Source organism: Mycobacterium sp. SMC-14 (assembly GCF_046250075.1).
Classification (GTDB): Bacteria; Actinomycetota; Actinomycetes; order Mycobacteriales; family Mycobacteriaceae; genus Mycobacterium.
In genome coordinates this window covers 1065120-1090217 of sequence record NZ_CP176429.1, presented here as the reverse complement: position 1 = coordinate 1090217, position 25098 = coordinate 1065120, and the positions used below count along the sequence as shown (strand labels likewise).

23 protein-coding genes, 1 tRNA gene and 1 pseudogene are annotated in these 25098 nt (G+C 68.4%); 11 read left to right on the top strand and 14 right to left on the bottom strand.

Features of this window, described 5'->3' with window-relative positions:
- The 10 genes and pseudogenes from kdpB to ACKY0W_RS05195 form a co-directional block, all read right to left on the bottom strand.
- Nucleotides 1–2142, bottom strand: coding sequence for a potassium-transporting ATPase subunit KdpB (gene kdpB / locus ACKY0W_RS05240; protein WP_409436678.1), 2142 nt, complete (start codon nucleotides 2140–2142; stop codon nucleotides 1–3).
- 1 nt (nucleotide 2143) lies between these two features.
- Complete coding sequence (gene kdpA, locus ACKY0W_RS05235) at nucleotides 2144–3814, bottom strand: potassium-transporting ATPase subunit KdpA (protein ID WP_409436677.1); 1671 nt, start codon at nucleotides 3812–3814, stop codon at nucleotides 2144–2146.
- Nucleotides 3815–3904: a potassium-transporting ATPase subunit F gene (locus ACKY0W_RS05230; RefSeq protein ID WP_308485889.1), complete on the bottom strand. Its 90-nt coding sequence runs from the start codon at nucleotides 3902–3904 to the stop codon at nucleotides 3815–3817. It lies immediately after the preceding gene.
- Between the two features lie 195 nt (nucleotides 3905–4099).
- Nucleotides 4100–5071: an exopolyphosphatase gene (locus ACKY0W_RS05225; protein WP_409436676.1), complete on the bottom strand. Its 972-nt coding sequence runs from the start codon at nucleotides 5069–5071 to the stop codon at nucleotides 4100–4102.
- Nucleotides 5062–5553, bottom strand: coding sequence for a DUF501 domain-containing protein (locus ACKY0W_RS05220; RefSeq protein ID WP_409436675.1), 492 nt, complete (start codon nucleotides 5551–5553; stop codon nucleotides 5062–5064). Before ACKY0W_RS05220 ends, ACKY0W_RS05225 begins: the two co-directional genes overlap by 10 nt.
- The gene (locus ACKY0W_RS05215; RefSeq protein ID WP_409436674.1) at nucleotides 5546–6190 is read right to left on the bottom strand and encodes an FtsB family cell division protein; all 645 of its coding nucleotides are present in this window, start codon (nucleotides 6188–6190) and stop codon (nucleotides 5546–5548) included. Before ACKY0W_RS05215 ends, ACKY0W_RS05220 begins: the two co-directional genes overlap by 8 nt.
- 18 nt (nucleotides 6191–6208) lie before the next feature.
- A complete protein-coding gene (gene eno / locus ACKY0W_RS05210) occupies nucleotides 6209–7498 on the bottom strand; it encodes a phosphopyruvate hydratase (RefSeq protein WP_406758657.1) in 1290 nt (429 codons plus the stop codon).
- Between the two features lie 80 nt (nucleotides 7499–7578).
- Nucleotides 7579–8313 (bottom strand): lytic transglycosylase domain-containing protein, encoded by a 735-nt coding sequence (locus tag ACKY0W_RS05205; protein WP_406758656.1) that lies wholly within the window; start codon nucleotides 8311–8313, stop codon nucleotides 7579–7581.
- 191 nt (nucleotides 8314–8504) lie between these two features.
- The gene (gene sigC, locus ACKY0W_RS05200) at nucleotides 8505–9065 is read right to left on the bottom strand and encodes an RNA polymerase sigma factor SigC (protein ID WP_406758848.1); all 561 of its coding nucleotides are present in this window, start codon (nucleotides 9063–9065) and stop codon (nucleotides 8505–8507) included.
- 132 nt (nucleotides 9066–9197) lie between these two features.
- Nucleotides 9198–9896: pseudogene (locus tag ACKY0W_RS05195) on the bottom strand (DUF2275 domain-containing protein); the annotation flags it as partial.
- A gap of 124 nt (nucleotides 9897–10020) precedes the next feature.
- On the opposite strand from ACKY0W_RS05195, the gene ACKY0W_RS05190 reads away from it, so the two are divergent.
- Nucleotides 10021–11538, top strand: a complete 1518-nt coding sequence (locus ACKY0W_RS05190) for a PPE family protein (RefSeq protein WP_409436673.1) — start codon at nucleotides 10021–10023, stop codon at nucleotides 11536–11538.
- Between the two features lie 16 nt (nucleotides 11539–11554).
- Here the strand turns inward: ACKY0W_RS05190 and ACKY0W_RS05185 are convergent, their stop codons facing one another.
- The 3 genes from ACKY0W_RS05185 to ACKY0W_RS05175 are packed head-to-tail and all read right to left on the bottom strand — an operon-like array spanning nucleotide 11555 to nucleotide 16751.
- Complete coding sequence (locus tag ACKY0W_RS05185; RefSeq protein WP_409436672.1) at nucleotides 11555–12439, bottom strand: nucleoside triphosphate pyrophosphohydrolase; 885 nt, start codon at nucleotides 12437–12439, stop codon at nucleotides 11555–11557.
- Nucleotides 12440–12444: 5 nt separating this feature from the next.
- Nucleotides 12445–16089, bottom strand: a complete 3645-nt coding sequence (mfd, locus tag ACKY0W_RS05180) for a transcription-repair coupling factor (RefSeq protein WP_409436671.1) — start codon at nucleotides 16087–16089, stop codon at nucleotides 12445–12447.
- A gap of 59 nt (nucleotides 16090–16148) precedes the next feature.
- Complete coding sequence (locus tag ACKY0W_RS05175) at nucleotides 16149–16751, bottom strand: TetR/AcrR family transcriptional regulator (protein WP_024442510.1); 603 nt, start codon at nucleotides 16749–16751, stop codon at nucleotides 16149–16151.
- Between the two features lie 145 nt (nucleotides 16752–16896).
- Between ACKY0W_RS05175 and ACKY0W_RS05170 the strand changes: the two genes are divergently transcribed.
- The 7 genes from ACKY0W_RS05170 (at nucleotide 16897) to ACKY0W_RS05140 (ending at nucleotide 21329) form a co-directional block, all read left to right on the top strand.
- Nucleotides 16897–16968, top strand: a tRNA-Gln gene (locus ACKY0W_RS05170).
- Between the two features lie 59 nt (nucleotides 16969–17027).
- Nucleotides 17028–18533, top strand: coding sequence for a bifunctional UDP-N-acetylglucosamine diphosphorylase/glucosamine-1-phosphate N-acetyltransferase GlmU (gene glmU / locus ACKY0W_RS05165; RefSeq protein WP_409436670.1), 1506 nt, complete (start codon nucleotides 17028–17030; stop codon nucleotides 18531–18533).
- A 109-nt stretch (nucleotides 18534–18642) separates the two neighbouring features.
- The gene (locus ACKY0W_RS05160; protein ID WP_308485882.1) at nucleotides 18643–19629 is read left to right on the top strand and encodes a ribose-phosphate diphosphokinase; all 987 of its coding nucleotides are present in this window, start codon (nucleotides 18643–18645) and stop codon (nucleotides 19627–19629) included.
- Nucleotide 19630: 1 nt separating this feature from the next.
- Complete coding sequence (gene arsC, locus ACKY0W_RS05155; RefSeq protein ID WP_409436669.1) at nucleotides 19631–19975, top strand: arsenate reductase (glutaredoxin); 345 nt, start codon at nucleotides 19631–19633, stop codon at nucleotides 19973–19975.
- Entirely contained in the window at nucleotides 19972–20628 is a 657-nt protein-coding gene (locus ACKY0W_RS05150) for an LpqN/LpqT family lipoprotein (RefSeq protein ID WP_409436668.1), read from the top strand. Before arsC ends, ACKY0W_RS05150 begins: the two co-directional genes overlap by 4 nt.
- Before the next feature lie 57 nt (nucleotides 20629–20685).
- Entirely contained in the window at nucleotides 20686–21054 is a 369-nt protein-coding gene (locus ACKY0W_RS05145; RefSeq protein ID WP_409436667.1) for a heme-binding protein, read from the top strand.
- Complete coding sequence (locus tag ACKY0W_RS05140) at nucleotides 21054–21329, top strand: hypothetical protein (protein ID WP_409436666.1); 276 nt, start codon at nucleotides 21054–21056, stop codon at nucleotides 21327–21329. Before ACKY0W_RS05145 ends, ACKY0W_RS05140 begins: the two co-directional genes overlap by 1 nt.
- A 6-nt stretch (nucleotides 21330–21335) precedes the next feature.
- Here the strand turns inward: ACKY0W_RS05140 and ACKY0W_RS05135 are convergent, their stop codons facing one another.
- The gene (locus tag ACKY0W_RS05135; RefSeq protein WP_409437655.1) at nucleotides 21336–22721 is read right to left on the bottom strand and encodes a DUF1254 domain-containing protein; all 1386 of its coding nucleotides are present in this window, start codon (nucleotides 22719–22721) and stop codon (nucleotides 21336–21338) included.
- A 99-nt stretch (nucleotides 22722–22820) separates the two neighbouring features.
- Between ACKY0W_RS05135 and ACKY0W_RS05130 the strand changes: the two genes are divergently transcribed.
- The 3 genes from ACKY0W_RS05130 to pth all read left to right on the top strand — a co-directional run bounded on the left by ACKY0W_RS05130 (nucleotide 22821) and on the right by pth (nucleotide 25067).
- Entirely contained in the window at nucleotides 22821–23702 is an 882-nt protein-coding gene (locus tag ACKY0W_RS05130) for an oxidoreductase (protein ID WP_409436665.1), read from the top strand.
- A 138-nt stretch (nucleotides 23703–23840) separates the two neighbouring features.
- Nucleotides 23841–24470, top strand: a complete 630-nt coding sequence (locus tag ACKY0W_RS05125) for a 50S ribosomal protein L25/general stress protein Ctc (protein WP_409436664.1) — start codon at nucleotides 23841–23843, stop codon at nucleotides 24468–24470.
- A 12-nt stretch (nucleotides 24471–24482) separates the two neighbouring features.
- Nucleotides 24483–25067, top strand: coding sequence for an aminoacyl-tRNA hydrolase (gene pth / locus ACKY0W_RS05120; protein ID WP_409436663.1), 585 nt, complete (start codon nucleotides 24483–24485; stop codon nucleotides 25065–25067).
- Nucleotides 25068–25098 lie beyond the last annotated feature (31 nt).

Sequence of the window (25098 nt, the reverse complement as noted above, 5' to 3'; positions counted from 1 at the left end):
TCATGCCATCCCAGGAAGAAGTTGAACCAGCAGGTCGATGAGCTTGATCCCAACGAACGGGGCCACGATCCCGCCCAGGCCGTAGACCGCGAGGTTTCGGCTGAGCAGTTTGGACGCGCTGCCCGGAACGTAGCGGACCCCACGCAGTGCCAGCGGGATCAGGGCGGCGATCACCAGCGCATTGAAGACCACCGCCGACAGGATCGCCGATTGCGGGCTGTGCAACCTCATCACGTTGAGCAGACCCAAGCCCGGGAAGATCGTTACGAAAAGCGCTGGGATGATGGCGAAATACTTGGCGATGTCGTTGGCGATCGAGAAAGTGGTCAGCGCGCCTCGGGTGATCAGCAGTTGTTTGCCGATCTCCACGATCTCGATGAGCTTGGTGGGGTCGGAGTCCAGGTCCACCATATTGCCCGCCTCCTTGGCGGCGCTGGTGCCGGTGTTCATCGCCACCCCGACGTCGGCCTGCGCCAGCGCCGGTGCGTCGTTGGTTCCGTCGCCGGTCATCGCGACCAGTCGTCCACCCTGCTGTTCGCGTTTGATCAGCATCAGCTTGTCTTCGGGGGTGGCTTCGGCGAGGAAGTCGTCAACACCGGCCTCATCGGCGATCGCCTTGGCGGTCAACGGGTTGTCTCCGGTGATCATCACGGTCCGGATACCCATCCGCCGCATGGCGTCGAACCGCTCTCGCATGCCCTGCTTCACCACGTCCCGCAGATGAATGACACCGAGCACCACGGCCGGCCCGCCGACGAGCACCTCACCGACCACCAGCGGTGTTCCACCGGCAGCGCTGATGCCGTCGACGATCCGGCCGAGCTCGGCGGGGATGTCCCCGCCGTGGCCACGCACCCAGTCGCTGACGGAATTGGCGGCGCCCTTACGCAATTGGCGGCCGCCGATGTCGACACCGGACATCCGGGTCACCGCGGTGAACTCGACCCAGGACGCCGCGGTGAGCTCGCCCGGTGTCCGGGTTCGCAACCCAAAGGCCTCCTTGGCGTAGACCACGATGGAGCGGCCTTCGGGAGTCTCATCGGCAAGGCTGGACAGTTGCGCGGCGTCGGCGAGCTCGGCGGCCGATACCCCGGATATCGGAAGGAAATCCGATGCCTGCCGATTGCCCAGCGTGATCGTGCCGGTCTTGTCCAGCAGCAATGTGTTGACGTCCCCGGCGGCCTCGACCGCCCGGCCGGACATGGCGAGCACATTGCGCTGCACCAGCCGGTCCATGCCGGCAATTCCGATGGCGGACAGCAGCGCACCGATCGTGGTGGGGATCAGACAGACCAGTAGTGCCACCAAGACGATGCCGGTGACACCGTTGCCATCGAGCGCCGCCGTATCCGAGACGCCCGGGTTGTTGGCCTTGGAGTAGATCGCCAACGGTTGCAGCGTTGCGACCGCCACCACGAAGATCAGGGTCAGCGCGGCCAGCAGGATGTTCAGCGCGATCTCGTTCGGGGTCTTCTGCCGGTTGGCCCCCTCGACCAGCGCGATCATCCGGTCGACAAAACTCTGTCCTGGTTTCTGGGTGATCCGGACCACGATCCGGTCCGACAACACCAGCGTCCCACCGGTGACCGCGGAACGATCGCCGCCGGATTCGCGGATCACCGGCGCCGATTCGCCGGTGATCGCCGATTCGTCCACCGACGCGATGCCCTCCACCACGTCGCCGTCGCCGGGGATGATCTGACCCGCTTCGACAACGACGATGTCGCCCCGTTGCAGCAGGGGCGCCGCGACCGACTCCTCGATGGCGGGCGTATTGGGCGCCCAACCACGCAGCCGACGTGCGACGGTGTCGGACTTCGACTTTCGCAGGGCGTCGGCCTGCGCCTTCCCGCGACCTTCGGCGACCGCCTCGGCCAGATTGGCAATGACCACGGTCAGCCACAACCAGCACACGATCAGAGCGCCGAACCAAGTCCGCTCGCCGATGACCAACACCGTGGACCACACCGCGCCGACCTCGACGATCAGCATCACCGGGTTGCGCCACAGGGTCCGGGGATCGAGCTTGCGCAACGCCGCGGGCAGTGCCGCCAGCAGCATCGCGGAGCCGATCAGCCCGCCCGATACCCGCCGATGATCGGTGGCCGGCGGCGGCGATGAGATGGTTGTGGCCGAACGCATTTCAATGCAGCCCTTCAGCGAGTGGCCCCAAGGCCAATGCCGGCAGGAAGGTCAGGGCGACCAGAATGAGTGTCACTCCGACGACCATGCCGACGAATTGGGGCTTGTGGGTGGGCAGCGTGCCAATGGATTCCGGGGTCTGCCCCTGTGCGGCCAGCGCCCCGGCCAGCGCAAGCACCAAGATCATGGGCAGGAACCTGCCGGCCAGCATCGCGATCGGCAGCGCGGTCTCGTACCACGTCCCGTCGGCCGCCAAGCCCGCGAACGCCGAACCATTGTTGTTCGCCGCTGAGGTAAACGCGTACAGCACTTCGGAGAGTCCGTGCGGTCCGGTGTTGGCCATCGCCGAGCGCGGGCCCGGCAACGCAATCGAGATGGCCGTTCCGCACAGCACAACCACCGGGGTGACCAGGAAATAGCTTGCCGCCAGCTTGATCTCGCGTGGACTGATCTTCTTGCCCAGGTATTCCGGGGTACGCCCGACCATCAACCCGGCGACGAACACGGCGATCACCGCGAGGATCAAGATGCCGTACAGGCCCGAGCCGACACCCCCGGGAGCGACCTCCCCGAGCTGCATGTCGACCATCGTCAGCAGGCCGCCCAGACTGGTATAGGAGTCGTGGGTGGAATCCACTGCACCGGTGGAGGTCAGCGTGGTCGCCGCGGCGAAGACCGCCGAGTCGGCCACTCCGAGCCGCTGCTCGATCCCTTCTGTCGCCGCCCCCACGGCGGTCGGGACGGTGCCGTGATGCGCCAGCTGCGACCAGCCGAGCAGGCTGACGCTGAGGAGGGCGATCACGGCCATGACGGCGGTGATGGCATGGCCTTGCTTGGCGTTGCCCACCATTGCGCCGAAGGTGCGGGGCAGTGAGAAGGCAATGACCACCAGCAGGAAGATCTCGACCCAGTTGGTCCATGCGGTCGGGTTCTCGAACGGATGCGCGGAGTTGGCGTTGTAGAAGCCGCCCCCATTGGTGCCGAGCAGCTTGATCACCTCCTGGCTGGCCACCGGACCACCTGGAATGGCCTGCGGTGCACCGGTCAGGGTCGTGATTGTCTGGTCGTTGAGGTGAAAGTTCTGGACTACCCCGCCGACGATCAACACCGTCGCGCCGATGACCGCGAGCGGCAACAGGATGCGCAGGGTGCCGCGAACCAGGTCTACCCAGAATGAGCCCAGCACCGCGGTGCGCCGACCGATGAACCCGCGGACGAACGCGACGGCAACCGCCATGCCGACCGCGGCGGAGACGAAGTTCTGCACCGCCAGGCCGGCCATCTGCACCAGATGCCCTTGGGTCGACTCGCCCGCGTAGGCCTGCCAGTTGGTGTTCGTGACAAAGCTGACCGCGGTGTTCCACGCCAACCCAGGTGTCATCGATGTCGCCGGATGATCCAGATGCAGGGGAAGTTTTCCCTGGATGAGCTGCAGCACGAACAGGAACACCACGCACACTGCGGAAAACGCCAGAACACTGCGCGCATAGCCGACCCAGGTCTGTTCGGACTCCGGGTTGACCCCGATCGACCGGTAGACGAATCGCTCGCTGCGGGAGTGTGTTTCGCGGGTGTAGACCCGATACATGTAGTCGCCCAACGGTACGTGCACCGCGGCCAACGCCACGACCAATGACGCCAGGAATAACACGCCCGCCGTTGTCGTACTCAACTAGAACCGTTCCGGGAACAGCAGCGCCGCCACCAGCAGCGCCACCACCGCCAGGGCCAGCGTCAGACCGACGGCATTGGCAAGATTCACAGTCGCTCAACCAACTTCAACGCCCCGCCGAGCAGGACGAAGATCACCGCCGTCAACAGTAGGTAGGCCAGTACAGCCACGTGTTCTCCGTTCTCGAGAACCCGACCGGGTCTGTCCTGAAGTTAGACCCGGTCAGCGGGCACGATGGAGACCGTTGACGCTTTCTTTACGCTGGACGAGGCGACCTTTACGCCTTTACAGCCGGCCGGAAGATCGCGAGGCGATCGACAGCACGATGCCGTCCAGGATGTCGTGTTCGCTGACCACCAACTCCGCGATTCCGGCGCGCCGCGCCAAGATCCGGGCCAGCTCCTGCACCACGATCGCCCCCCCGCCGATGACGTCGACACGGCCGGGGTGCATGGGCCCCAGGGCGGCCCGTTCGACGCGGGTCATGGCGATCAACCGATCGCAGACCGCCGTCAGATCATCGAAGCCGACCCGTGACAGATGTATTGCGGCCGAATCATATTCGGTAAGGCCGTGCGCCAGGGCCGACAGCGTGGTCATGGTGCCCGCCACCCCCACCCACGTTCGGGCGTGCTGCACCGGCACCGCCTGCACCGCCGCCCCGAGGAGCTCGCGGGCCACCTCGCGAGCGGCCGAGATTTCCCCGGCGGTCGGCGGGTCGGAGTGCAGGCACCGTTCGGTCAAGCGGACGCAGCCCACGTTGGCCGAGTAGCTCGCGGACACCCCGTTGTCCGGATCGCCGAGCACCACCTCGGTCGAACCACCACCGAGGTCGACAACCACGAACGGCCCGTCGGCACTGTCCAATTCACCCACCGCGCCACGGAAGGACAGCTCCGCTTCCTCTTGCCCGGTGATCACCTCGGCGATAGCCCCCGCAACGGCGCGTCCCAGCACCTGCGCCGTCATGTCGAAGAACACGTCACGGTTAGCCGCGTCGCGGGTGGCCGAGGTCGCCACCATCCGCACTCGTGAAACACCCTGGGCCACCAGCAAATCGGCGTAGTCGGCCAACGCCGCGCGGGTGCGCTCGATCGCCTCGGGGGCAAACTGCCCGGTGGCGTCGACGCCCTCACCCAAGCGGACGATGCGCATCTCGCGGTGGATGTCGCGCAGTCGGCCATCGATCGGCTCGGCGATCAACAGGCGAATCGAGTTGGTGCCGCAGTCGATTCCGGCCAGGCGGGTCACAGCCACTGCTCCGGTGCCAGGACCCCGGCCATCGCCGGCTCGGCGGCCAGGATGGCCAGCGCCTCGTCACCGAACGGGTTGACGCCGCGCCCCTTGGCCAGGGAATGCGCCATCAGCACGTGCAGGCATTTCACCCGGTCGGGCATGCCCCCGCCGGTGAACGTGGTTCCCAACGATTCGATCGCGTCCCGCTCGGCGAGATAGGACTCGTGAGCCACCCGGTAGCCGGCGGCGAGTTCGGGATCGTGCTGCAGCCGCTCGGTCATATCGGCCATCAGGCCCGACGATTCCAACCGGCTGGCCGCGGCGGTCAGCGCCGGGTGCGTCAGGTAGTACAGGGTGGGAAACGGTGTTCCGTCCGGCAGCTTCGGGGACGTCTTGACCACGGCGGGTTCGCCATTGGGACACCGATAGGAGATCTCCAGGACGCCGCGAGGCTCTCGGCCCAATTGCCGGCCCACCGCGTCCAGGTCGGCGGGATCAACCAACGGGCACCACCGGTGCGGGCGGACCGGGCAGCCCCGGGGGACTTGGCGGCGCCGGCGGGGGGTGCGGCGCGTCGGCGATGGTGTGCCACAGCGCGGTGTACCAGGGATCGCCGCTGGGGGCGGCCAGCGGTTCGGCGCCCGGCTCGCCCGGCACCTCAGCCATCCCAGGCAGCTGGACCTGATACGGAATCTCGCCGGGCATGACGAAGCCGAGCCGCTGGCGGGCCTGCGCCCGGATGTGCGCGGGGTCGTCCAAGTTGGACTTCTGTTGCTGCAGGTCGGTGATCTGGCGGTGCAGGGTGGTCTCCAATTGGGACTGTTGTTTCATCTCCGCATGCTGGGCGAAGAACGTACGGACCGGTCCGGCGACGGTCAGTGTGAGCACGCACATCACGGCTGCCAGGATGACCGCCCGCCGGGCGGTGAAACCGACCCGCAGCTCCGAGCTCTGCTCGGTCGCCGCCGCAATGGCCCGTTTGACCGCTCCGGCCGGTGACGGCAGCGGGTTGCGCGAGGCGCCCGTCCCGCGGCGCACCGCCGCCGACCGGCGCGGATGCGCACGCCCGTTCTCCCCGCCCCGTCCCGGCCGCGACGTCGCGGCACGCCGCTTGGCGTCAGGCCGTTTCGGATCGGTCATGGCATCGGCCCCTGGCGGCTACTTGCTCTCCGGCGCGTAGCGGGGGAAGGCCAGCTCGCCGGCGTAACGGGCCGCGTCGCCGAGTTCCTCCTCGATCCGCAGCAGCTGGTTGTACTTGGCCACCCGCTCGCTACGGGCCGGGGCACCGGTCTTGATCTGACCGCTGCTGACGGCCACCGCCAAGTCGGCGATGGTGGTGTCCTCGGTCTCGCCGCTGCGGTGGCTCATCATGGTGCGGTAACCGCTGTGGTGGGCCAGGGTGACCGCGTCCAGGGTTTCGGTCAGCGTGCCGATCTGGTTGACCTTGACCAGCAGCGCATTCGCCGCGCCCCGCTCGATGCCCTCCTCGAGCCGTTCGGGGTTGGTGACGAACAGGTCGTCGCCGACGAGCTGCACCCGGTCGCCGATCGCCGAGGTCAGCGCCACCCAGCCGTCCCAGTCGTCCTCGGACAGCGGGTCTTCGATGGACACCAGCGGGTAGCTGTCGAGCAGCTTGGCGTAGAACTCGGCCAGCTGGGCCGCGGTGCGGTTCTGCTTCTCGAACGCGTAGCCGCTGCCCTCGGTGTAGAACTCGGTGGCCGCGACGTCGAGGGCCAGCGCCACGTCGGTACCCAGCTTCAGCCCGGTGGCCTCGATCGCGGTGCTGATCAGGTCCAGCGCGGCGGTGGTGCCGGCCACGTCGGGGGCGAAGCCGCCCTCGTCACCGAGCCCGGTGGACAGACCCTGCTTCTTGAGCACTGCCTTCAGCGAGTGGTAGACCTCGGTACCCCAGCGCAGCGCCTCGGCGAAGTTGGGGGCGCCGATCGGGGCGACCATGAATTCCTGGACGTCGACACCGGTGTCGGCGTGGGCGCCGCCGTTGAGGATGTTCATCATCGGCACCGGCAGGATGTGGGCGTTGGGACCACCCAGGTAGCGGTACAGCGGCAGCGCCGCGGAGTCGGCAGCGGCCTTGGCCACCGCCAGCGACACCCCGAGCATGGCGTTGGCGCCCAGCCGGGACTTGTCCGGGGTGCCGTCGAGGTCCACCAGCGCCTGGTCCACCAGTCGCTGGTCGTCAGCGCTGATCCCGATGACCGCCGGCGCGATCTGGTCCAGTACCGCGGTGACCGCCTTCTGCACACCCTTGCCGCCGTAGCGAGCACCACCGTCGCGGAGTTCCACGGCCTCGTGCTCGCCGGTGGACGCGCCCGAGGGCACCGCGGCCCGGGCGAACGTGCCGTCTTCCAGCGCGATCTCGACCTCGACCGTGGGGTTGCCGCGGGAATCGAGGATCTCGCGGGCACCGACCTGCTGGATGATGGGCACTGACTTCTCCTTGAACGTGATGGGGCTGGCCTTCTTGTCCTATCGGGGGCCTGCTGGGAGCCTATCCCGTACCAGACACCTCACAGCGGGCGACCGGCCGCGTACGCGGCGGCCCAATCCCGGACGGCGCGGGCGTAGATCTCCGACTCGTTGTAGGCCATCAACGCCGTCATCCAGCCCTTGGGGGTGGCCAGGTCCTTGCCGCGCCAGCACAGATAGCCGGCCGCCGACAGGGCGGCGTCGTCGATGTTGTCGGGGCTGACGACGCCGTCGTTGTTGGCGTCGACGCCGTAGAGCCGCCAGGTCTCCGGAATGAACTGCATCGGGCCCATCGCGCGGACCACACCGTCGTCGTCGGCCAGATCCGGCTGCACGTCCTCGACGATGTGGAGATTTCCTCCGGAGCCGTCGAGCCGGACCCCGCGGATCTTGGGCCGCACGTCGCCGTTGCGCGCCACCGTGGCGTTGTTGTAGTGACCGTGATGACTCTCGATCTGGCCGATGCCGGCCAAGGTGGTCCAACCCAGATGACAGTTGGGGTTCTCCACCTCCGCGACCCGCGCGGCGTAGGCGTAGGCCTCCAGCGCGGTGATCGGGATGCCGAGCATCGGTGCCCGTTCAGCGGCCCAGTGATAGAGCTGGTCGGCCGGCCGGCCCGAGGCGACGTCCGTACTGACCGGCGGGACCGGATCGCCGGGTGGCGGCGGCACGCCCTGCGGGATGGGATTGCCGAGCTGCCAGCTGCAACTGGACGCCAGCAGAACAGCCGTCGCGCCGACGACGGCGGCCGTCCGCAGCCAACGTAGCGCCGACACCGCTCTCCCCAACCTCGAAGCTATGGTTTTGCGTCCATCGTTCCATGACTAGTCGACGGGCGAGACGCCACCGGTCGCCCACACCGCCCGCGCTCGTCGCAAAAACCGGCTCTGCCAGCGCGAACTCAGACGAGTCTATGCGGCTGGTTCCAGCTTCGACTCTCCTTCGTCGAGCCTCGCTAGCCCGCCGGCTAACCGGTCAGCTCACCGCGTTCCGGATCGGCCAGCAGCGCATCACGTGCGCGCGCGACCCGGGATCGAATGGTGCCCACCGGACAACCACAGACCGCGGCGGCGTCGGAGTAGGACAGCCCGAACAGTTGGGTCAGCAACAGTGCCTCGCGCTGATCGGTCGACAGGCCGGCGATCAACGCAGTCACCTCGACGACGTCCTCGAAACCACGGGACGGCCGGTCGCGGTCGAGCAGCAGCTCGGGGTCGGCGCCCGGGGCGGTACGCGGACGCGACTTGAGGTACCGAATGTGGTCGGCCACCACTCGCCGCGCGATGGCCAGCAGCCAGGTCCGGGCACTGGAACGGCCGGCGAAACGCGGGATCGCGCCGATGGCGCGCAGGAAGGTCTCCTGAGTCAGGTCATCAGCGCTGACACCGTCGAAAAGGTAGGCCACGAATCGCCAGACATCGTGCTGAGTGGCCTTGATGAAGGCCTCCAACGCGCGGGCATCACCGGCGGCGGCGGCAACGGCGAGAGCGGTGACAGCATCGTCGTCCACTCGGTCAGCTCCCGCCATGAACACCCACCTTAGACCCGCGGTCGCGGCGCTATTACGACGCATGGTCGTAGAGCCCTCGGAGCGGTTGACCGACCGCAGATGGCGACGGCGACCGCGACTGACGGCCGCCCCCGGAGCGGCCCCGTCAGCGGCGCCGTCGGCGTCCCACCGGGCTGGGCGCGGGCCTGCGCCGCCCATGCGTTGACGCGCCACCAGCAAAGCGAACGCCAAGCCGATCAGCACCGGCAGGTGGCTGGCGACCCGCGCCGCCGTCACCTGACCGTGGTAGGCGTCGACAGCCACGTAACCACCCAGTGCCACCGCATATACCCCGGTAATCGCGGCAACCCCGGCCGCCACGGCCGGCCAGATACCCGCTGCGATCATCGCTCCACCGAGCGCCAACAGCCACGCCGTGGATTCATGCAGCAAATGCGCGCCGGTGGCCGCAGGGTGCCCGTGGCCATGTGCCGACACCATGCCGAAGTCGACGCCGGCGATCTGTACCGCCGCCATCGCCACCTGCAGCACGCCGACGGCAACCAGCGCGGGCCGTCGAAATCCCCACCGGGACCAGAGGCTGTCGTCGGCGTCCTCGGCGGTGATCGATGTCACCCCGGCGGCCGCCAGGATCTGGGCGGCCAGGTCAGGGCCTTTCCCGGCCGCGTAGTCACTCTCGGTGTCGCCGTTGATGTCGGTCAGCCGGCGGGCCTGGGCGGCAGCGCCGACCAGCCAGCGCCGGCAGCCGCGGCATGATGCCAAGTGCGCATCGACCTGCTGCGCCGGTAGTTCCTGCTGCTCGCCGTCGAGCAGCGACGACAGGGTCTCGCGCACTACCTCGCACCGCATGTCGCCATAGTCGCTCATTAGGCGCCCGGACACAAAGGTTCGCCAGGATGGAACCAAACCGGGCCGCGACGCGACTAATGAGTGTCTGAACAACGTCACACATCTTCGGGGGAAGAGGACTTCGATGACCGCACCGGTTTGGCTGGCGTCGCCGCCAGAGGTGCACTCAGCGCTGCTGAGCGCCGGGCCCGGACCCGGTCCGCTGCTGGAGTCGGCGACGGCGTACTCGGTGATGAGCGCCGAATACGCCGAAGTGGCGGCCGAGCTCGACGCGGTACTGGCTGGAGTGGCCGGTACGTGGCAGGGCCCCAGCGCCCAGCAGTACGCAGCCGCACACGCCCCGTATCTGAGCTGGCTGGCTGACAGCGCCGCCAAGAGCATCGCCGCCGCCGGTCTGCACCAGACCGCGGCCGCGGCCTACACCACCGCACTGGCCGGCATGCCCACCCTGGCCGAACTGGCCGCCAACCATGCCGTGCACGCGACGCTGCTGGCGACGAACTTCTTCGGCATCAACACCGTCCCGATCGCGCTGAACGAAGCCGACTACGCCCGGATGTGGGTCCAGGCCGCCGAGATGATGACCGTCTACCAGGGCATCGCGGGCGCGGCGCTGGCCTCGGTTCCGGCAGCGACGCCCGCACCGCCGATCGTGGCCCCCGGGGCTGCCGAGGCCGCTGCCGCCCCCAGCTGGGAACAGCAGCTCAAGGACCTGATCACGCAGTTCAACATGGGCTTTGCCGACCCGATCGCCAAGTGGTTGTGGGCGCAGTTGGGCGTCGACGGATATCCGATCGAGGCGTTTCCGTTTGCCAGCGCAGTCACCCAGATGCTGGTGCAGATCCCGGGGATGTCCCCGATTCTGGCCGGGGCCCTGGGCTGGTTCACCTTTCACACGTTGATGCTGTTGTGGCCGATGGGCCAGATTGCAGTAATGATGGCGATCCCGATCGTGATGGCAGCGGCCCCGGCGCTGGCCGCGGCGGCCGGGCTCGGTGCGCTGGGCGCGATCGGTGCAGTCGGGCTGGACCAGACCGTCGAGCCGACCCCGCCGATGCCGGTGGGCGGGAGCGTCGGCGCGCCGGTCGCCGCGGGCGCCCCGGTGCCCGCGGGAGCCGAAGCGTGCGCCTGCGCAGACCCGATCTCCTCGGCGGGCCCCACCGCTCCTGCCACCGCGGGTGCCGGCATGCCGGCCGGCGGCGGCGCGGGTGGTGGACCGGGCGTCGGATTCGGGCCCACCTCCTGCCTGTATCTGGTGAGCAGTGTCTCCTCCTCGGCGCGCAGCTCCAGCGGTGCGCGGCGTTCCCGCAGTGCCGACGAAGAGGCGTCGGAGAGCCAGGGCGCCCCCGGTGAGGCCACGGCGCAGGCGCTGGCCGCCAAGCGCCGGCAGCGGCAGCGCGCCAAGCAGCGCGGATTCGGCGACGAATACATGGACATGAACATCGACGTGACGCCGGAGTGGGATGGGCCCCCGGGCGCGGCAAGCGCCTCGGATTCCGGTGCCGGCCCGCTGGGCTTCGCCGGTACCGCGACCGGAACCAGCCGTCAGGCCTCCGGAATCGCTGTGCTGACCGGTGACGGGCTCGACACCGAGCCGCGGATGCCGATGCTGCCGGGCAGCTGGGGCGAGAACCCGAACTGATCGGCTGCGATAAGCGCTAGGGCTGGGGCCAGTGGGCGCGCCACTGCTCTTCGGTGGACTCCCCGATGATCGCCTTCTCCACCACACGGACCGTGTCCATGAGCTCCAAAACCGCTGCGCGCAAGTGGTTCTCCGCATCGATATCAGCGGCGACCGTGACGTGGGTGACCGTCTCGGGGATCAGGTCGGCGGGCACGCCGGCGCGGGCGAGCCGTTGCAGCACTTTCTGCGCCAGCGCTAATGCCGGTTGAGCGGTCGGCAAGTCGTCCATGATCGAGTCTCTGGACTTCTTCTCCAGCGACTTGCGTTGCTCCCACTGCGCCACCTGATCGGCCAGCGAGATCTCCTCGCCGGCCAGCACCGCCGGCGCCCGATTGACCAGCTTGCGCAGCAGCGAATCCGCGACGTCGTCGATGGAAAACGGGCGCTCCAGTGCGTCCTCGGCGATACGGGCGTGGAACAGCACCTGCAGGAGCACATCGCCGAGCTCCGCACACAACTCGTCGGCGTCGCCGCTGCGGACCGCGTCGAACAGTTCGTAGGTCTCCTCGAGCAGAAACCGGCGCAGCGAGTCGTGGGTCTGCTCGCTCTCCCAGGGCCCGGTGGTGCGCAACCGGTCCATGATCGCGACCGCGTCGATCAGCCGCTCCCCCGGCGGCGCATCCGGCGCCGCGATCAGCGTTTCGCCGGCCGCCAGGCGAGCAACCACGTCGGGATGGTTGCGGTCCGAAGAAAGCAACACCGGGGCTTCGACGCCCGAGAGCACCGATCGCGCGGCCGGCAACGACCAGGGCACCACGATCGGCAATTCCTCGGTGTAGACGATCTCACCGGCGAGCAGCGCGAGGGCTTCGACCGGGACAAGCGAGGGCCGGCGGGGGTCGACCAGGACAACGGTCATCGTGGCTACCGTACTGCGGGCGTCGTGCCGGTGACGTCGATGAGACCCTGCGGCTTGCCGTCCAGTGCCGAAATCAGATCGGCCACCATCTGCACCAGTTCGACGTCACGGATGCGCGGCGCCCCGACCGGCGCGCCGGCACCGCCGGCACGCGGGATCGGGACCTGGATGGTGGCGGTGGTCGCGCGGTAACTGGCCGACGGATGCATCCGCTTGAGTCGCAACTGGGCGGAGTCCGGCAGGGTCATCGGGGCCAGCCGCAGCGTTGTCGCCGACGCCGCCGAGACCTCGGTGATCCCGGCTGCCCGGCACAGCAGCCGCAGCCGGGCCACCGCCACCAGCCGGCCGGCGGGCTCGGGCAGCGGCCCGTAGCGGTCGGTCAGTTCCTCGATGACCGCGGCGATCTCGTCGTCGCCGGGAGCGGCGGCCAACCGTCGGTAGGCCTCCAGCCGCAACCGGTCCGAGTTGATGTACTCCGGCGGCAGGTGGGCGTCGACCGGCAGGTCGATCCGGACGTCCTTGACCTCTTCGGTGGTGACCGTCTCGCCGTTGAACGCCGCCCGATACGCCTCGACCGCCTCGCCGACCAGCCGCACGTACAGGTCGAAGCCCACCCCGGCGACGTGCCCGGACTGCTCCACCCCCAGCACGTTGCCGGCGCCGCGAATCTCCAGGTCCTTCATCGCCACCGCCATCCCGGCGCCCAACTCGTTGTTCTGGGCGATGGTGGCCAGCCGGTCGTGGGCGGTCTCGGTCAGCGGGCTCTCCTTCGGGTAGAGGAAGTACGCGTAGCCGCGCTCTCGGCTACGTCCCACCCGGCCGCGCAGCTGATGCAGCTGCGAGAGCCCGAAGGTGTCGGCACGCTCGACGATCAGCGTGTTGGCGTTGGAGATGTCCAGGCCGGTCTCGATGATGGTGGTGCACACCAGGATGTCGTATTCCCGGTTCCAGAAGCCCTGCACCGTGGTTTCCAGCATCTCTTCGGGCATCTGGCCGTGCGCGACGACCACCCTGGCCTCGGGCACCAGGCCGCGCACCCGGGCGGCGGCCGCGTCGATGGAGCTGACCCGGTTGTGCACGTAGAACACCTGGCCGTCACGCAGCAGCTCCCGGCGCAGCGCGGCCGCGACCTGCTTGTCGTCGTGGCCGCCGACATAGGTCAGCACCGGATAGCGGTCTTCGGGCGGGGTCAGGATCGTCGACATCTCCCGGATGCCGGCCAGGCTCATCTCCAGGGTCCGCGGGATCGGCGTGGCACTCATGGTGAGCACGTCGACGTGGGTGCGCAGGGCCTTGATGTGCTCCTTGTGCTCGACACCGAACCGCTGTTCCTCGTCGACGATCACCAGGCCGAGGTCCTTCCAGCGCACCCCGGTCTGCAGCAGCCGGTGGGTGCCGATCACCACGTCCACCGAGCCGTCGGCGAGGCCGTTGACGGTCGCCTTGGACTCTTGGGCGTCGGTGAACCGCGACAGTCCTTTGACGGTGACCGGGAAGCCGGCCATCCGGGTGCTGAACGTCTGCAGGTGCTGGTCCGCCAGCAGCGTGGTGGGCACCAGCACCGCGACCTGCTTGCCGTCCTGGACGGCCTTGAACGCCGCGCGCACCGCGATCTCGGTCTTGCCGTAGCCGACGTCGCCGCAGATCACCCGGTCCATCGGGACCGGCTTCTCCATGTCGGCCTTGACCTCGCTGATCGCGGTGAGCTGGTCCATGGTCTCGGTGAAGCCGAACGCGTCCTCCATCTCGGCCTGCCACGGACTGTCCGGGGCGAACGCGTGGCCCGGCGCGGCCTGTCGTTTGGCGTAGAGCGCGACCAGTTCGTCGGCGATCTCTCTGACCGCCTTGCGGGCCTTGGTCTTGGTCTGGCTCCAGTCGCTGCCACCGAGCCTGCTCAGCGCCGGGGCCTGGCCACCGACGTAGCGGGACAGCTGGTCGAGGGAGTCCATCGGCACGTAGAGCTTGTCGGTGCCGTTCGCGCCGCGCTTGCCCGAGGCGTACTCCAGCACCAGGTATTCGCGCCGCGCCCCACCGACGGTGCGCTCGGTCATCTCCACGAATTTGCCGATGCCGTGCTGGTCGTGCACCACCAGGTCGCCGGCGGTCAGCGCCAGCGGGTCGACGGCGTTGCGGCGCTTGGCCGCCAGCCGCTTGCCTTCCGGACCGCTGACCCGGTTGCCGGTCAGGTCGGCCTCGGTCACCACAACCAGGTCGGCGCCCGGAATCACCAGACCCTCGTGCAGCGGGCCCTTCAGCACCCCGACCGCCCCGGGCTGCGGCGCGGCACCGGAGTCCAACAACGTTGCCGCAGTATCGGATTCGGCCAGCTGCTCCACGATCCGGCGTGCTGTACCGACACCCGGCGCGACGACCGCCGCACGACCCCCGGTCGCGATGTGCGCCCGCAGCATGGCGAAGATCTCGTCGATGTCGCGCTGCCGGCCGCGGGCCGACGGCGACGGACGGACGTCGAGTTCGGTCGCCTCCGGGTCGGGCAACTGGCTCAGCGTCCACCACGGATGGGCGGTGTCGAGCGCCGCCTGGCGCACCTGCGCGAACTCCCGGAATCCCGACCCACCGAGCTGTTCGATGTCGATCGGTGCCTCGCCGCCGATCGCGGCGACCGACCAGGACGCCTCCAGGAATTCGCGTCCGGTCTTGATCAGGTCGGCGGCGCGGGCCCGGACCTTCTCCGGATCGCAGACCAGCACCGGGGTGCCTGGGCGCAGCTGATCGGTCAGCAGTGCCTGCGGGCCAGGCCGCAGCACCGGACTCAGCGCCTCCATGCCGTCGACCGGGATGCCCTCAGCCAGCTTGGCCAGCATGTCGCCGACGGTGCCCGAGACGGCGTTGTCGGTCTGTGGCTGATCGCGCGCCAGCTCGGCCGCGCGCGCCCGCACGTCGTCGGTGAGCAGCAACTCCCGACACGGCACCGCGACCACGGTGCCGACCTCGACCTCGGGGATGGAGCGTTGATCGGCCACCGAGAACGGCCGGATCTCGGTGACCTCGTCACCCCAGAACTCGATGCGCACCGGATGTTCGGCGGTCGGCGGGAACAGGTCGAGGATGCCGCCGCGGACCGCGAACTCGCCGCGCTTGCCCACCAGGTCCACTCGCGAGTAGGCCAGCCCGACCAGCCGAGAGATCACCTCCTCGAACGGGACCTCGTCCCCGACGGCCAGCATGACCGGCTCGATCGCGTCCAGTTGGCTGGTCATCGGCTGCAGCAGCGACCGGGCCGCGGTCACCACCACGCGCAACGGCGGCCCCAGCCGGGCGTCGTCGGGCGCAGACAGCCGGCGCAGCAACAGCAGGCGGGCGCCGACGGTATCGACCCCGGGCGAGAGCCGCTCATGCGGAAGCGTCTCCCAAGACGGGAACAGTGCCACCGCGTCGCCGTAGACACCACGCAGTTCTGCGGTCAGGTCGTCGGCCTCGTGGCCGGTGGCGGTGACCACCAGCAGCGGGCCGTTGCGGGCCAGGGCGGCAGCCGTGAACGGCCGCGCACCGACCGGACCGACCAGCGCGAGTTCGGCGGGCGGGTCGCCCGCACGCTCGATCAGTTCGGTGAAGGCCGGCGCGGTCAACGCCAGGTCTACGAGCCCCGCAATCGGGTTTTGGACAGTCTGGTACCCCGGTGCGGTCATGATGCGGGCAATTCTAGGCGGTGCGGTGCGGTGCGCCGATTTGCGTTGCGGTACATGCCCTATTCGTCGTGCAGGGTCGGATCGGACTCGAGGTGAGTCAGTCCGTTCCAGCAAAGGTTGACCAGGTGCGCGGCCACCACTTCCTTCTTGGGCTCGCGTACGTCGAGCCACCATTGGGCCGTCATCGACACCGAACCGACCAGCGCCTGGGCGTACAGCGGCGCGGTCTCGGGGTCCAGGCCGCGCTTGGCGAAGTCGCCGGCCAAGATCGACGACACTTGGCCGATCGCGTCGTTGAGCAGGGTCGAGTAGGTGCCGGAACTGATCGACGCCGGAGAGTCGCGGATCAGGATGCGGAATCCGTCGGTGTGCTCGTCGACGTAGGTCAGCAAGGCCAGCGCGACGCGCTCCACTCGCAGTCGGGACTGGTTGTTGGTCGCCTTGGTCAACGACGTGGTGATGCCGTCCAGCAACGCCGACATCTCACGGTCGACCACCACGGCGTAGAGCCCCTCTTTGCCGCCGAAGTGTTCGTAGACCACGGGCTTGGACACGTTGGCGCGCTGCGCTATCTCCTCGATGGAGGTGCCCTCATACCCGCGTTCGGCGAATAGCGAGCGGGCGACATCGATCAGTTGGTGACGACGCTCGCTACCTGTCATCCGGGCTCGCGGCGCCCGGCCGTCCTTGTCCAGACCAGCCACGCGACCAGGGTAGTCCGTGGGACGAGACCGGATTGTCCGACTTCTTACTCGGGCCGCGGGCGGCCCTCGCCGTCGTCGGACTAAAGTCACTGCGGAACACCGATCCGTCGTGGTGTAATCGGCAGCACCTCTGATTTTGGTTCAGATAGTTCAGGTTCGAGTCCTGGCGACGGAGCTCACGGAATTGCCCCACCCCTTTGCCGCGAACGTGCGCAGAATGACAGGCTAGGCGGCGTGTCGACGCACAAACACGCACAGTCGCCCCAGGAGGCAGGCCAGGACGCCGTCATCGTCTTGGCGGCTGGAGCCGGCACCCGGATGGTCTCCGACACCCCCAAAGTGCTGCATGAGCTGGGCGGGCGCAGCATGCTGGCGCACTGCCTGCAGGCGGCCGCCGGCGTCGGACCCCGTCACCTGGTGGTGGTGTTGGGCCACGCGCACGAACGCATCACCGGGCCGGTCGCCGAGCTGGCGCAAGCCCTGGACTTTCCCATCGACATCGCCCTGCAGGACCAGCAGCTCGGCACCGGGCATGCGGTGCTGTGCGGCCTGGCAGCCCTGCCCGACGACTTCACCGGCACCGTCGTCGTCACCTCCGGCGACATTCCGCTGCTGGACACCGCCACGCTGCAGGCGCTGATCGACACCCACCGCGTCGCCCCGGCCGCGGTCACCGTGCTGACCACCACGCTGGCCGACCCCACCGGCTACGGCCGCATCCTGCACACCCAGGACGGCGAGGTCACCGCGATCGTCGAGCAGGCCGACGCCACCGAATCGCAGCGTGAGATCCGCGAGGTCAATGCCGGGGTGTACGCCTTCGACATCGCCGCGTTGCGTTCCGCGCTGGGCCGGCTGGGCTCGGACAACGCCCAGCACGAGCTGTACCTCACCGACGTGATCGGCATCGTCCGCGGCGACGGCCAAGTGGTGCACGCCCGCCATGTCGACGACGCGGCGTTGGTGGCCGGCGTCAACGACCGGGTGCAGCTGTCCGCGCTGGCGGGCGAGCTCAACCGCCGCCTGGTGGCCACCCATCAGCGGGCCGGCGTCACCATCGTCGACCCCACCACCACCTGGATCGACGTGGACGTGACCATCGGACGCGACACGACGGTCGCCCCCGGAACCCAGCTGCTCGGCCGCACCGCCGTCGGGGCGCACTGCACGATCGGCCCCGACACCACCCTGACCGATGTCACCGTGGGCGACGGTGCGTCCGTGATCCGCAGCCACGCCACCTCGTCATCGATCGGCGACGGTGCGACGGTCGGCCCGTTCACCTACCTGCGTCCCGGCTCCGTGCTGGGCGCCGACGGCAAGCTGGGCGCGTTCGTCGAGACCAAGAACTCGACCATCGGCACCGGGACCAAGGTTCCGCACCTGACCTACGTCGGTGATGCCGACATCGGCGACCACAGCAACATCGGCGCCTCCAGCGTCTTCGTCAACTACGACGGCCAGACCAAACGACGGACCACAGTCGGCTCGCACGTGCGCACCGGTTCGGACACCATGTTCGTCGCGCCGGTCACCATCGGCGACGGCGCCTACACCGGCGCCGGGACCGTGGTGCGCCATGATGTGCCGCCGGGCGCACTGGCGGTCTCAGCCGGCCCGCAGCGCAACATCGAGAACTGGGTGCAGCGCAAGCGGCCCGGCAGCCAGGCCGCCGCGGCGGCCGACACAGCGAACAGTGCCGAAGAACCCGGCCAGACTCCACCCGACCTGTCATCGTGAGCTTGATCGCGTTGAGGCAGCCCGAGGCGAAATCGCGCACCGGGCTACGTACCATAAGGCCCGAGTTAACTCGACCGAAATCCACAATCTCCTACGGCGGGGGCAGCACGTGAGCCACGACTGGACAGACAATCGCAAGAACCTGATGCTCTTCGCTGGTCGTGCGCACCCGGAGCTGGCTGATCAGGTCGCCAAAGAACTGGACGTACCGGTCACCGCGCAGACCGCCCGGGACTTTGCCAACGGCGAGATCTTCGTGCGTTTCGACGAGTCCGTGCGCGGCTGCGACGCCTTCGTTCTGCAGTCGCACCCCGCGCCGCTGAATCAGCACCTGATGGAACAGCTGATCATGATCGACGCGCTCAAGCGGGGCAGCGCCAAGCGGATCACCGCGATCCTGCCGTTCTACCCGTATGCCCGCCAGGACAAGAAGCATCGCGGCCGCGAACCGATTTCGGCCCGCCTGGTCGCCGACCTGCTCAAGACGGCCGGCGCCGACCGGATCGTCACGGTGGACCTGCACACCGACCAGATCCAGGGCTTCTTCGACGGCCCGGTCGACCACATGCGCGCCCAGCCGCTGCTGTGTGGCTACATCCGGGACAATTACCTCAACAACGGCAAGGACGTCGTGGTGGTCTCCCCCGACTCCGGCCGGGTGCGGGTCGCCGAGAAGTGGGCGGACTCGCTGGGCGGCGTGCCGCTGGCCTTCATCCACAAGACTCGTGATCCGCGGGTGCCCAACCAGGTCAAAGCCAACCGGGTGGTCGGCGAGGTCGCCGGCAAGACCTGTGTGATCACCGACGACATGATCGACACCGGCGGCACCATCGCCGGGGCGGTCGGCCTGCTGCGCGAAGCGGGGGCAGTCGATGTGGTGATCGCCGCCACCCACGGCGTGCTGTCCAGCCCGGCATCCGAGCGGTTGGCGGCCTGCGGCGCCAGCGAGGTGATCGTCACCAACACCCTGCCGATCACCGAGGACAAGCAGTTCCCGGCGCTGACCGTGCTGTCGATCGCTCCGCTGCTGGCCAGCACCATCCGGGCGGTATTCGAAAACGGCTCGGTCACCGGACTTTTCGACGGAGACGCCTGACATGACTGACGGGGTGGTCTATCACAACCCGCGCTGCTCGACTTCGCGCAAGACGCTGGATCTGCTGCGCGAGAACGGTATCGAGCCGACGGTCGTGGAGTACCTGAAGACCCCGCCGTCGCGTGCGGAGCTGGCGGAGATGATCAGCGCCGCCGGCATCGGTGTGCGCGACGCGGTGCGCACCGGCGAGGCGGTGTACGCCGAGCTGAACCTGTCCGGCGCGTCCGACGACGAACTGCTCGACGCGATGGCTGCGAACCCGATCCTGATCCAGCGGCCGTTCGTCGTCACCGGTAACGGCACCCGGTTGGCCCGTCCGATTGACGCGGTCCGCGAGATCCTGTGACCTCGCTGCGCTTGGCGGCCGTGGCCCTGGCGTGCACGGCGATGGTCGGCACGACATCCGCGTGCGGCAGCAAAACCCCTGACTATCACTCGATTTGGGGTAACGGCAGCACGCCCACCACTTCCTCGGAGCCGGAGGCCCCGGTGAGCGTGGGGCGCTACCTCGAGGACCAGGGAGTGGCCGCCGAAGCGGTGGCCCCCAACGCACCGACCGACCTGACCGTGTCGATCCCGACACCGGCGGGCTGGACGAAGAAAGAAAACCCGATGCTGCCCGCCACCACTCTGGTGCTCGGCAAGGGCGAGAAGTTTCCCCGGGCGATTCTGAGTGTGGTCAAGCTCAACGGGAAATTCGACTCGAAAGAGGCCATCAAGCACGGTGTGGTCGACGCCCAGCTCTCACCGAACTTCCGACTGCTGGACGCCTCCAACGAGGACTACCAAGGTTTTCCGTCCTCGATGGTCCAGGGCACCTACGACATGGACGGTCAGCGCCTGCACAGCTGGTTCCGGATGGTGATCGCCACCGGTTCGGCACCGGCCGAACAGCGTTACCTGGTGCAGCTGGCGGTCACCGCCCCGGCCGAAGAGGCGCCCAAGGATGCCACCGATGTCGAGGCGATCATGAAGGGCTTCACCGTCACTGCGAAGTGACCCCCACCGGACTCGGGTCTTGTTAAAGTGACGCACCCGCCTGAAGGGAGTTCCGCGATGTCCCTCGTTCGCCTATCCTCACTGAGCCTTGCCGGCCTCGGCGTGGCCGCCGTCGCGACCGGCCTGCTGGCACCGGCCACCGCGCTGGCAGACCCGCAGCCCGGTTGCACCGCCGCCGACATGGCCAACGTTGCCACCGGCGTCGCCGCCTCGACGTCGGGTTACCTCTACGCGCATCCGGACGTCAACGAGTTCTACACCGGTCTGCACAACCGGCCCGATGACGAAGTGCCCGAGGCGGTTCGCGGCTTCTTCGCCGACAACCCGCAGGCCCACTCCGACCTGTTGGGGCTGCGCCAGCCGCTGGCTGACTTCCGCGCCCGCTGCGGATTGCCCCAGCCCGAGCGCCCACTGCTGGACCAGTGATGGCACGCCGGATCTGGGTCGTCGCGGCACTGGCCCTGACCAGCCTGCCGGGGACCGTGGTCGTGTTCACGCCGGCCGGCACCGCCACCGCGCAAGGCTGCGTCGGTGTGGGTCGCCGGGTCTATGTCAGCGGATGCGCCGACCCGGTACCGCCGCCGGCCTACTACGCGCCGCTGCCCGAAGACGTGCCTCCGCCGCCGCCCCCGCCGCCTCCGCCGATCAACACCTGCGTGGGCTACAACGGCCGTTGGGTGCACGCCAACAACTGCAACTAGGCCGGCCTAGTTCTTCACCGCCTTCGGCGGTGCCCAGATGCCGCCCAGCGCTGCTTCCTTGGGCCAGTACAGCCGCAGGATCATCTGGAACGGCCCCTCGGGTGCGGGCAGCCAGTTGGCTTCCTTGCCCGCGCCCGGGGACTGGCTCTGCACGTAGACGGTGATTCCGCCGTCGGGATCGCGGGTCAGATCCGGCAGCATCGGCGAGTTGATCAGGTATCGGTCGATCGGGTTGGCCACCAGCAGGCTTTCGGGCATCTTGTACATGGTCAGCGACCAGAACGAGTTGACCGGCGGCAGTGCATCCGGCGCGAACCGCAGCGTGTATCCGTTGGCACCACTCAGCGGCGCGCCGTCGGAATCCACGGCCACCACCGGATAAATGGCCTCCTCTTGCGAGTTGCCGTAGATCCCGAGCACCGCACCGGCCATCCGGTAGAGATAGTTGCCGGCGAGGAACTCCCGGGTCCCGAACAACTGTCCCGAGGTCACCTGACCGGTGTCCAGCTTGTCCTTCTTGAATGCGTTGAGTTCCGCCCAGGCCTGCGCCATCCCGGCCTGGACGGCGTCGCGACTCTCGGCGCTGAGTTCGTCGGCGTTGAAGGCGCCGTCGGGGCCGATACCGAGACTGGCGAACCGGGCCCGCAGGTCCTGCTCCCCCGGCAACACCGGCGCGTACTTCAACAGGAAGCTCAAGATCTCGAAGAACCTCGGCGACGTCTTCTGCTCGTCAGGTGTCAGTGGCGCAATGAAATCCACCGGCGGGGCGCTCGGCGCGGGTTGCTTGAGGTAGGCCGACAGCGGCTCCACGGTGTAACCGGCCTGGATCTTCTTGACGTTGTCGATGTCGGCCGGGTCGAACAGCTGGGTGCGGTAGATGACCTGTGCGAAGTCGGTCTCGGCGCGAATCACCTCGTCGACGCCGTCGGGCTTGTCGCCCGTCCAGCCGGGCCCGGCCAGCAGGTACCTGCCGCCGTTGTTGCCGGTGGTCCGGCTGCCCACGTAGGCGAAGTTGTAGGTGTAGGCGTCGATGAACTGCAGCGAGTAATAGCGAGGCGCCTCGATCGGTGGCACGGTGAGCACCAACGGCTCGGCCCGCAGGTCGGCGCCCAGCATGGTGTAGGGGGTGTCGGAGTTCGGCGTCTGCACGGTGGTGTCATCGGGCGTGTAAACCCTTGCAGCGCTGTGCGTCTGATTCCAATCACCCTTGTACTGCGGACCCGATTTGTCGACGAAGTAGGCGTGCCGGATGCGGTAGGAGTCCACCATCGGGAAGCCGTAGACGTAGGCCTCCTTGGCGATCTGACGGACCTGATCGGCGGACGGTGCCGGCGCCGGGCTAGCGGGTTCGGACGGCTGCCGGTTGCCGCAGCCACCGACCGCGGCCAGCATCACGACGATCAATCCGAGGGTGGTCCATGGCTTCACGTCGCTCCTCGAGTCTGATCGGCATACCGGCGCAGCTGCCGGCGCCTCGTTAGAGTGTCAGCCATGGCCTCCTGGTCTGCCACCGATCTGCCGTCGTTCGCCGGCCGATCCGTCATCGTCACCGGAGCCAACAGCGGCTTGGGCGCCGTGACCGCGCGCGAATTGGCCCGGGTCGGCGCCGCCGTCACCCTGGCGGTCCGCAACACCGCCAAGGGCCAGGCCGCCGCGGCGGGCATGCCCGGCCCTACAGGTGGGGTGACGGTTCGTGCCCTGGATCTCGCGGACCTGTCCTCGGTGCGGCGGTTCGCCGACGAGACCACGAGCGTCGATGTGCTGATCAACAACGCCGGCATCATGGCGGTGCCCTACGCCAAAACCGTCGACGGCTTCGAGGCTCAGATCGGCACCAATCACCTGGGTCATTTCGCGCTCACCAACCTGCTGTTGCCCAAACTCACCGACCGGGTGGTGACGGTGTCGTCGGCCCTGCACCGGATGGGCTACATCAGCCTCAAGGACCTGAACTGGGAGTCGCGGCGGTATTCGGCATGGCTCGCCTACGGTCAGGCCAAGCTGGCCAATCTGCTGTTCACCAGCGAACTGCAACGCCGGCTCGTGGCGGCGGGTTCACCGCTTCGCGCGTTGGCCGCCCATCCCGGCTATTCGAGCACCAACCTGCAGGGCCAGACCGGTAACCGGATCGGCGACCTGATGATGCGCACCTTCGGCAACGGCCTGTTCGCCACCAGCCCCGACTTCGGGGCGCGCCAAACCCTGTATGCGGCGTCGCAGGACCTGTCCGGGAACACCTTCATCGGTCCGCGCTTCGGCATTGTCGGCCGCAGCGGGTCGGTGGGCCGCAGCCTGCTGGCCAAGCGCGGTTCCACGGCCGCCGGACTGTGGGAGCTGTCTGCGCAGCTCACCGGGGTTCAATTTCCGCTCTGAGCTGCCGATGCGCTAGCCTGACCAGGCGTCACGGCGAGGGCGGCCACCATTCGGCCGCCGTTATCGACGAGGACCTCCTAGATGGTTGTCGCGATCTGGCCGTGCCTCATGCACGCCGTAGCAACCAAGGAGTTCCCCATGGCTAAGAACGCATCCACCACCAACCAGCTGACCGTCTCGGTGCGGACCGAGACCGGCAAGGGCGCCTCCCGCCGGGCCCGCCGCGCAGGCCGGGTCCCCGCGGTACTCTACGGCCACGGCACCGAGCCGCAGCACCTGGAGCTCCCGGCCCACGACTTCGCGGCCGTGTTGCGCCACTCCGGTACCAACGCCGTGCTCACCCTCGACATCGAGGGCAAGGAGCAGCTGGCGCTGACCAAGGCTCTCGAGATCCACCCGATCCGTCGCACCATCCAGCACGCCGACCTGCTGGTCGTGCGCCGCGGCGAGAAGGTCACCGTCGAGGTCAACGTCGTCATCGAGGGCGACGCCGCTTCCGGCACCCTGGTCACCCAGGACGCCACCGCCGTGGAGATCGAGGCCGAGGCACTGTCGATCCCCGAGCAGCTGACCATCTCGATCGAAGGCGCCGAGGCCGGCACCCAGTTCACCGCCGGCGCTCTCGAGCTGCCCAAGGGCGTGAACCTGATCTCCGACCCCGAGCTGCTGCTGGTCAACGTGATCGAGGCACCGAGCGCCGAGGAGCCGGCCGAGACCGAAGCGGCGGGCGAGGAAGCCGCCGAGGCCCCGGCCGCCGAGTCCGAGTAAGCCGAGCACCGCGTGGCCGAGTCACCACCGATACTGGTGGTCGGCCTGGGCAACCCGGGCCCGAACTACGCACGCACCCGACACAACGTCGGCTTCATGGTCGTCGACCTGCTCGCCGAGCGGATCGGGTCGGCGTTCAAGCTGCACAAGAAATCGGGTGCCGACGTGGCCACCGGGCGCCTAAGCGGGCGCTCGGTGGTGCTGGCCCGGCCACGCTGCTACATGAACGAATCGGGCCGCCAGGTGGGGCCGTTGGCCAAGTTCTATTCGGTCCCCACCGGCGGCATCGTGGTGATTCACGACGACCTCGATCTGGACTTCGGCCGGATCCGGCTCAAGCAGGGCGGCGGTGAGGGCGGCCACAATGGCCTGCGCTCTATCGCGACCGTCTTGGGCAGCAAGGACTTTCAGCGGGTCCGCCTCGGGATCGGCCGACCGCCGGGGCGCCAAGATCCAGCAGCCTACGTGCTGCAGGCGTTCGGTGCGCGCGAGCGCGACGAGCTACCGACGATCTGCGAGCAGGCCGCCGACGCCACCGAGTTGCTGATCGAGCTGGGCCTGGAACCGGCCCAGAACGTCGTCCACGCCTGGGGCTGACCCAGCTTTCCGCGGCGAGCGTGCGTGCTTG

What these genes read in the sequence shown, in the direction of transcription:
- ACKY0W_RS05175 (WP_024442510.1), bottom strand. Translation starts at nt 16,751, where the DNA reads ATGACAGGTAGCGAGCGTCGTCACCAACTGATCGATGTCGCCCGCTCG.
- arsC (WP_409436669.1), top strand. Translation starts at nt 19,631, where the DNA reads ATGACTGACGGGGTGGTCTATCACAACCCGCGCTGCTCGACTTCGCGC.
- ACKY0W_RS05145 (WP_409436667.1), top strand. Translation starts at nt 20,686, where the DNA reads ATGTCCCTCGTTCGCCTATCCTCACTGAGCCTTGCCGGCCTCGGCGTG.
- kdpB (WP_409436678.1), bottom strand. Translation starts at nt 2,142, where the DNA reads ATGCGTTCGGCCACAACCATCTCATCGCCGCCGCCGGCCACCGATCAT.
- ACKY0W_RS05140 (WP_409436666.1), top strand. Translation starts at nt 21,054, where the DNA reads ATGGCACGCCGGATCTGGGTCGTCGCGGCACTGGCCCTGACCAGCCTG.
- ACKY0W_RS05190 (WP_409436673.1), top strand. Translation starts at nt 10,021, where the DNA reads ATGACCGCACCGGTTTGGCTGGCGTCGCCGCCAGAGGTGCACTCAGCG.
- sigC (WP_406758848.1), bottom strand. Translation starts at nt 9,065, where the DNA reads ATGGCGGGAGCTGACCGAGTGGACGACGATGCTGTCACCGCTCTCGCC.
- ACKY0W_RS05125 (WP_409436664.1), top strand. Translation starts at nt 23,841, where the DNA reads ATGGCTAAGAACGCATCCACCACCAACCAGCTGACCGTCTCGGTGCGG.
- ACKY0W_RS05135 (WP_409437655.1), bottom strand. Translation starts at nt 22,721, where the DNA reads ATGCTGGCCGCGGTCGGTGGCTGCGGCAACCGGCAGCCGTCCGAACCC.
- ACKY0W_RS05215 (WP_409436674.1), bottom strand. Translation starts at nt 6,190, where the DNA reads ATGACCGATCCGAAACGGCCTGACGCCAAGCGGCGTGCCGCGACGTCG.
- ACKY0W_RS05130 (WP_409436665.1), top strand. Translation starts at nt 22,821, where the DNA reads ATGGCCTCCTGGTCTGCCACCGATCTGCCGTCGTTCGCCGGCCGATCC.
- ACKY0W_RS05185 (WP_409436672.1), bottom strand. Translation starts at nt 12,439, where the DNA reads ATGACCGTTGTCCTGGTCGACCCCCGCCGGCCCTCGCTTGTCCCGGTC.
- mfd (WP_409436671.1), bottom strand. Translation starts at nt 16,089, where the DNA reads ATGACCGCACCGGGGTACCAGACTGTCCAAAACCCGATTGCGGGGCTC.